Here is a 5,916-nt window from a genome sequence, read left to right on the forward strand (position 1 = left end):
TCTGGTTTTGTTTCAGGTTTTGGGTCTGGCTTCACTTCTGGTTTCTGTACTTTTTCAATTACATTAATAGAGTTATATAAAAATTGACTATACGCTTCACGTGTTACAAACATTTTTGGAGAATACATATTACCTCCTGTACCAATTGTAACCCCATTTTCCTCCAACGCACTAATTGCACCGTAAGACCAAGAATTTTTATCAACATCTGCAAATTTTGTTGTTTTCGTTGCCTTAAATTTAAAAGCATTTGTAAGTACTTGTGCCATTTGTTCACGAGTTAAAATATCATCTGGACCATACTTTCCATCACCAAATCCATTCACAAGTCCTGCTTTAGCAAGTGCTAAGATTTCTTTTTCAAACAAATGTCCTTTAATATCAGTAAAAGGATTTTTGAAGCTAGCATCTGCTTCTGCTGGTTTTACGTACATATAAATCATACGAGCAACTTGTCCACGAGTTACATTGTCACCAAAACCAAAGATATTATTTCCGTACCCTTGCACTACTTTACGATTTGTTAAATCATAAATTGCTTTTGTAGACCAGTGATTTGCTGGAACATCATTGAATTTTAATGAGTCTGTGTTATCAGCTTTAGCAGTAAATGCTCCTGCTCCTAATAGTGATGTACCCATAATTGTTAGTGCTGTTGCTGTTTTTAAAAATTTGTTTGCCATTCTTTGTTCCTCCAAATATATTAATTTTTTCATAGATTCTTTTATTGTACCGAATTTAAACATAAAATCCACATAATTTAACATATAAATTATTTAATTTATGTTTTTTTATAATTACTGTTTCACATAGAAAATATAACCACAAGTGAAGAGACTTGTAAAATATTCATATATATTATTAATATTTTTTTAGTAAAAAAACTACACCTTTCAGTATAGTTTTTCACCTCTTTTTATACATATTGATATTTTCAACGGAAATAAATTTGTCCCATTCCATCTTTGCTAGCCCATATCGGTGCTTTCACACTATCTATCCCTATCATTTTAAAAATAAAGAAGTGATGTTCAGCTTTTATCTTAAAATTCAATGGCTGATTATGATCTACACGCCCTTTTGTATATTCATATTTCCATCCATCCATATTCTGCTCTTTCATTTTCTTCTCTATATCAGGGATTAGATTTACATTTTTTCCTTCATACGTGTACTGAAAACCACCTGTTTTTTCTGCTAACTCTACTGTACTAGAAGCAAAATCATGTGCCTTTATTAACTGCATTCCATACAGTACACCTTCTGGTATAAGAGTTATCAATAGTAAAGAAAGTGTTAGAAAAAGCGCTGTTGTTACTGTATTTTGCATTTCTTACACACCTACTTTTTCGTATTTATTTCATGTTTCCTCCAGCTTTCTTGTTGTCAGAATCTGCTTCATAAATAAATATGTGTTTTGCGTTACTCTTAATGCTGCCTTTCTTTTCATCAAATTGTTTAGTATAACTAGCAGCTTCGGCTTCTCCTTCAACCGCAATCATTGCAGGTTGCTCTTGTACACCATGTACAGAAAACTCTCGTTTTGATGCCGGATCCTTAAATGTTGCATTTTGGTTATAAGACTTTTCAAATTCTTTCTTTGCGATTTCTGGTTCAATAGCAATTTCTTCTTGTGCTCGTAAAACACCTACTTTTACGGATTTATCCATTGCTGTACTTCCAGCACGTTCTAGTGCAGACTTATTATCGGTGTGTGTTGTATCTCCAATGATCATATCTGTCATTAAGAATAAACAGCCAACAAATAATAATAATGAGGCGGCACCTATAATAAATTTTTGCATTCCTCTTCACACTCCATTAACTTTCAGACTTTCGAAATCGAAATCCACTTAAAATGGAATTTTTCTTTTGGTTCAACAATTGGTTTGGTAGCAGCAACTCTGCTATTCCCTTCATTATTCCTTCTAACTCTTTATAATAGTTCCGACTAGATAGTAACGTACTACTATTTAATTGAGATTCAAATACATCTTCTATCTCATATGTTGGTAAAGCAGTTAATACCTTATCTCCAAAACATTCTTCTACTACTTCATGCTTTAAAAGTGCAGAAGAAAACTTATTCCCAATGATTCTCGTTTTCTCTAAATTTAAGTAAGAAACGAGCTTTCTCTCTTTTGGTGTAAGAGGATGTGCTATCTTTAGCAATTGATGCAAATCTGGTTCTGCTACAAAGAATATATAATCTGCCATTTCACATATCTCATGGTATAAATCTTTATCCCAATCGTTCCCTGCATCAATAATCGAAATAGGTGCTTCTTGGTTACCCAATAAAACCTTAATAAAATGGTCAAAGTCATGATCTGTTTCATTCTTCAACTCTTGGTCCACTATAGGATTCTTTACGATATAATTTATTCTTCCTTGCTTCCATTTTGGAATTGATAATATATCAGCTTCCTTTTGTAGCATCTCCTTATATCTTTGCAACATAAATTCACTACGGTAGTTTTTTGGAGCTTCTGTATATCCCTTAAGTATTGGATACGTATAGCCATCATCATATAGATTCTCTATATAATTCACATCAATCTGTAGTTCATTTAAATAAGCAGCTAAAAGATGCGAAACAAAAGTAGCACCACTTCTCCTGTTCATACTGGCCACCACAATTGTTTTTCTTGGAATAGCAATACCAATTTGTTTCTCATATACTGGCTCAAAAGCCAATTTATACTGTTTTTTAATAATTGGCGCTTTTGGCGTTTCCTCCTGAATATACTTACGCTTTTTTTTGTTTTTAAATAATTTTGATTTAGAGTGCGGTTCACTGTTGCTACCTTCCTCTAATTCACTTGATACTTCCTCTTGTTCCTCATCAACAGGAACGTCGGACAATTTCGTTTGTTGCGGTGCCTGACTTGCTCCTACAATTTCTGCTACATTTTTAATATCTGATTCCTGCAGCAGCTGTGGGATGACTTTATTATCAATATCAATTTTACGAGAGTTAAAAATGTCATAGATACCTAGATAAATCAGTTTCGCTAAAAACTCATCATCATTTTCACGCTCTGTAAATACTACAATTCGAATATCCTTCTGAAAGCGAATGTCTCTTAACTTCTGTAAGATAATTAATTCCCGCTTATCTTCGTGTCCCGCATCAATATTTAATCGTTTGTCATTAATACATAGAATATCGGGTTTTTCCGTATCCAGAATTTCATCTAAATACTTGATGTGCATGACATCACTATCAGCTACTTCAAATCCCGCACCAATAAAATCCTCACGTAAATATGCCGTATACACAGAATCACTAATAGCTAATACAATCTTTTTCATTATAAAAAACTCCTCTTTGATAGAAAATCGCTTTAAAGTAATAGCATGTTTTCAAAAGGCACTTTTGTTGCATTTTGTATTTTTGTTAATAGTTCGGTGAGAAGTGATTCTATTTCAAATCCCTCCAAATTACATGGCATATTATCAATAAGGTTATATTTGACTCTAACCTCTAAACGATCCTCGATTTCTTCTAACGGTACCGCACTAAATAAACTTTGTTCATATATAAATCCATCCCGAAGATTTTTTTGTATTTCTGTCTTGTCTTTGTAAACAATGGTTACTTGTGCTAATTCAATAAAAGGGTTATCTAAAGTTACTTTCGTATTCCAGTTTAGACTCCAGATTTCACAGCGGCCGTCTGCATGCACAACATTAGCAGCTACAGATGGAGTAATTGTAAATAAACGATCTACTGGAACATTTGTAAAAGTAGTTGTTTTTCCTTCTACTACTTTCAGTCCTCTTTCCTCACGTTCATGCTCAAGTGCAATTTCCGCACCAAACAATGCAATTTCACAAAATACTTGCTCCATTATGGGTTTAATGCCTTCATACGTTCGAACAGCAAATACACTAAACTCTTGTGTTTCATCCGTTCGAACTAATTCATAAATGCTAAATTCCGCTGCATTTACAATTGCAAAAGGAATATCTTGTACAAAATTAGGATTTGTAAATAGAGAATCCGGAATCACTGTCTCTGGATGTTTGAAAAACTCTAAACCAAGCTGATATCCTTTTAAAAATGCATTCTTAGCAGCAGCTGGGAATAATGTTTCAAATCTTTTGAGACTGCTTTTAAATTGCTTCTCTTCGACCTCGTTATTAAATTCTCTATCTTGTAAAATGTTTACACGATCAGCAAGCAGTAAAAAATAGTAGTTAATAAGAGAATTAATTCTCTCCTCAAAAACTTGATTATCTTTACAATATTTATCAAATCTTCTTTTGCTTTCACTAATAATTTCATTCATTCTTTAATATTCTCCTTATCATTTTCTAGTTATTAAATAAAAAAAGACACACCAATGGCAGGTATATGCCCTCGGTGTGTCCGTTTAGCAAGAATTAAATATCTCTCGATTCATATATTAATTTTAAACAATAAAACTTATGTATTAGATTATCTTTATAGTATCTAAATGTCAATACTAATTCGCAATTATTAATTAAGCTCACAAAAATAATGCTTCTAATTGATTAACCTTTTTCTTTTTTTGCATATGTCATTTAATCACCTAATTCAGGTAATACTATTAGTATATCTAAGTACAGGATTTTCATACCAAAATTTCGATTTATATTTACAACTAAATATCAAAAGTGAAAAATATTCATTTAATATATTCCTTACCTTAGAGAACTTTAGATACAAAACAATCTTTATAGTACTCATAACATAACTAACAGCAAACGACTAATACATATTAATGTTATGTAAACAATCAAGTGGTATAAACACGTTCATTGATATTAACACATCAACTGACATTGACATGAAATCCTATATTGAGAGATAAATATAAATTAAACTAACCCAGCCTGTTCATACCTAAGCCAACTTACTAATTACATATTTCGCAAACAAAGATTATAAAATAGCTTTCGGATTCCTATTTTAGTTATTAGACAAAAAGGAACGCTAATGATGAATATACATCCATAACATGTTTTTCTTGTAAGAATTAAAATGATTTTTAGTTTGCGCATGCTTAAAATTGAATGACGCACAAAAACATTTCTATTATAGCTAAATTTCAAAACCATTTCTTTCACTCAAATACTATAAAAACTACAATCTATAATTATAGATTGTAAAGATATTATCTGTACTTTTTTATCATAAAAAAACTCATACTTATAGTATGCCCAACTAAATAAGTCATATACCTGAACATTACAACTGCTATTTATAACTAAATTTCAAATACGCTACACCATTCTTTTTATAAATCTCCTTGATCAAGAAGGTTTCAAAGAAAATCTATCTCTATTAAATTTATTAACAAAATTTGAAGTAAATAACCCCGATATGTTAATGTCATATAAATAATTATCCAACACTAATACCCCCGATTGAAATTGACATATCAATTAACATTGATATGAAACGAAATGAAAATGTGTAGACGTTAATTTCATATCAATATTTTACATATTATATCAATCCGATGGTACCTAGATGTGAATTAACGTAAAACCATTTGGTAGATCTACATTTATTATTATTAGTTAATAGGATGTAACAACTAGCAAACCAGCGCATGCTATATTTTATTACCAATTACTTTTATTAACTTTTTAAGTGGGTTTAAGTCATAAACACCCATTAGAATAACTAGTATCTCTAAGTCGAAATGGTAGTTTCTATCTCTGATCAACATGACATTAACAATTAGGATGATCCATCCTTAGTTTGAATAGTTTTTGTTAATGTTATATTAATCTCATAGCGATTTCTTGTTTCATGTCAATGTTATCTTTATGGATATTCGAAGTATACTTAACTAAGTTTGGTTAACATATCAATCTCATCATCTTATTTATGATCTTATTATTATATGCAAGCATGTACTAGAGATCGGATATCTACAA

5 protein-coding genes are annotated in these 5,916 nt (G+C 31.2%); all 5 read right to left on the bottom strand.

Features of this window, described 5'->3' with window-relative positions; genetic code table 11:
* The coding region (locus tag MR107_RS28915) for an S-layer homology domain-containing protein (RefSeq protein ID WP_242293066.1) at positions 1 to 746 on the bottom strand (746 nt) is incomplete at its 3' end.
* Positions 747 to 934: 188 nt separating this feature from the next.
* Positions 935 to 1,330, bottom strand: coding sequence for a DUF4320 family protein (locus tag MR107_RS28920; RefSeq protein ID WP_242293067.1), 396 nt, complete (start codon positions 1,328 to 1,330; stop codon positions 935 to 937).
* Positions 1,331 to 1,355: 25 nt separating this feature from the next.
* Complete coding sequence (locus MR107_RS28925; RefSeq protein ID WP_242293068.1) at positions 1,356 to 1,805, bottom strand: hypothetical protein; 450 nt, start codon at positions 1,803 to 1,805, stop codon at positions 1,356 to 1,358.
* A gap of 16 nt (positions 1,806 to 1,821) precedes the next feature.
* Complete coding sequence (locus tag MR107_RS28930) at positions 1,822 to 3,315, bottom strand: hypothetical protein (protein WP_242293069.1); 1,494 nt, start codon at positions 3,313 to 3,315, stop codon at positions 1,822 to 1,824.
* A 32-nt stretch (positions 3,316 to 3,347) separates the two neighbouring features.
* Entirely contained in the window at positions 3,348 to 4,295 is a 948-nt protein-coding gene (locus MR107_RS28935) for a hypothetical protein (RefSeq protein ID WP_001002562.1), read from the bottom strand.
* Positions 4,296 to 5,916: the final 1,621 nt, after the last annotated feature.

The sequence above is a fragment of the Bacillus cereus group sp. BfR-BA-01441 genome (assembly GCF_022663075.1).
GTDB lineage: Bacteria > Bacillota > Bacilli > Bacillales > Bacillaceae_G > Bacillus_A > Bacillus_A cereus.

What these genes read in the sequence shown, in the direction of transcription:
- MR107_RS28925 (WP_242293068.1), bottom strand. Translation starts at nt 1,805, where the DNA reads ATGCAAAAATTTATTATAGGTGCCGCCTCATTATTATTATTTGTTGGC.
- MR107_RS28920 (WP_242293067.1), bottom strand. Translation starts at nt 1,330, where the DNA reads ATGCAAAATACAGTAACAACAGCGCTTTTTCTAACACTTTCTTTACTA.
- MR107_RS28930 (WP_242293069.1), bottom strand. Translation starts at nt 3,315, where the DNA reads ATGAAAAAGATTGTATTAGCTATTAGTGATTCTGTGTATACGGCATAT.
- MR107_RS28935 (WP_001002562.1), bottom strand. Translation starts at nt 4,295, where the DNA reads ATGAATGAAATTATTAGTGAAAGCAAAAGAAGATTTGATAAATATTGT.